Source organism: Kitasatospora sp. NPDC007106 (genome assembly GCF_040634455.1).
GTDB classification, from domain to species: Bacteria; Actinomycetota; Actinomycetes; order Streptomycetales; family Streptomycetaceae; genus Kitasatospora; species Kitasatospora arboriphila.
Map to the genome: position 1 here is coordinate 1 of NZ_JBEYFP010001299.1, position 1,279 is coordinate 1,279.

Consider the following 1,279-nt stretch of genomic DNA (forward strand, 5'->3'; position numbering starts at 1 on the left):
TGGACGCCGACGGCCGGCACCGCCGTCCGCGGCACCGTGCTCCTGCTGCCCGGCCGCGGCGAACACCCGGGCCTGTACGCCAGGTTCGGCCGACGACTGGCGTTCGACGGCTACCGGGTGCTGGCACCGGCCGACGTGGAATCGCTCGCCGACACCTCCCGGCTCGCCGCACAGGTCACCGAGGCCCGTGAACATCCGGGACCGGTCGTCCTCGCCGGCTCCGACACCGGTGCGCTGCTGGCCCTCGCCGCCGCGGCGGGGGCCGCCCGGCCGGACGCCCTGCTGCTGGCCGGCCCGCCCGACGACGCCCGCGCCCCGGGCCCGGCCTGGAGCGACGAACTCACCGCCCGCACGGCCTGTCCCGTCCACCGGGGCCTGCTCGCCGCCGACCCCGCCTTCCGGCCCGGCCTGCTCGGCGTCCCGGTACCGGCCGAACTCGCGTCCGCCGCTGCTGCCGCCGTCCCGGACCTGCCGGCCCTCGTGCTGCACGGGCTCGCCGACCCGGTGGCCGACCCGGGAAACGCCCGGAGCCTGGCCGCCCGGCTGCCGCGTGCCGAACTCGTCCTCGTCGCCGACGGCAGGCACGACGTCCTCAACGACGCCGCGCACCGCAGCGTCGCGGCCCACGTCGTGCAATGGCTGGAACGGCTGCGCGCCGGCGGCAGCGACCTGTCGGAGCTGCGCCACCTGCCCCACCTGCTCACCACGGCCGACCGCACCGCAGGCCGTGACCTCCACCGCACCGACCACCGCGCCACCGAACGGAAGGGACCCGCCTCATGACGGCCGTCGACGAACGCCCGCTCGGCAGTGCCACCACACCTGCGGAACTGCTCCGCCGGACCCTCCGCCGGCACGCCGCCGGCGTCGTGGTGATCACCGTGCCGGGCCCGGCGGGCTTCACCGCGACCTCCTTCACCTCCGTCAGCCTGAAACCGGCCCTGGTCTCCTTCTACCTGGCGGCGGGTTCCTCGACCGCACCCGTCGTCCGCGCCGCCGAGGCGTTCACCGTGCACGTGCTCCGCCGCGACCAGGAGGACCTCGCCCGGCGGTTCGCCACCAGCGGCATCGACCGGTTCGGAGGTGCCGGCTGGAGTGAAGGACCGCACGGCACCCCGCTGCTCGACGGCGTCTCGGCCCGGCTGACGGCCCGTCCGGTCGGCCTCCACCCGGTCGGCGACCACCTGCTGGTGGTCGGCGAGGTGCTCGACGCCCACACCGAGGGCGGCGCGCCGCTCGTCCACCACGACGGCGGGTACGGCGGCTTCGACCCCGGCAC

The 1,279-nt window shown here is 76.8% G+C and carries 2 protein-coding genes; both read left to right on the forward strand.

From position 1 onward, the window contains the following. A partial coding sequence (locus tag ABZ641_RS37995) for an alpha/beta hydrolase (protein WP_359989193.1) occupies positions 1-783 on the forward strand: 783 nt, incomplete at its 5' end. Further along, a partial coding sequence (locus tag ABZ641_RS38000) for a flavin reductase family protein (protein ID WP_359989195.1) occupies positions 780-1,279 on the forward strand: 500 nt, incomplete at its 3' end. The genes ABZ641_RS37995 and ABZ641_RS38000, both read left to right, overlap by 4 nt.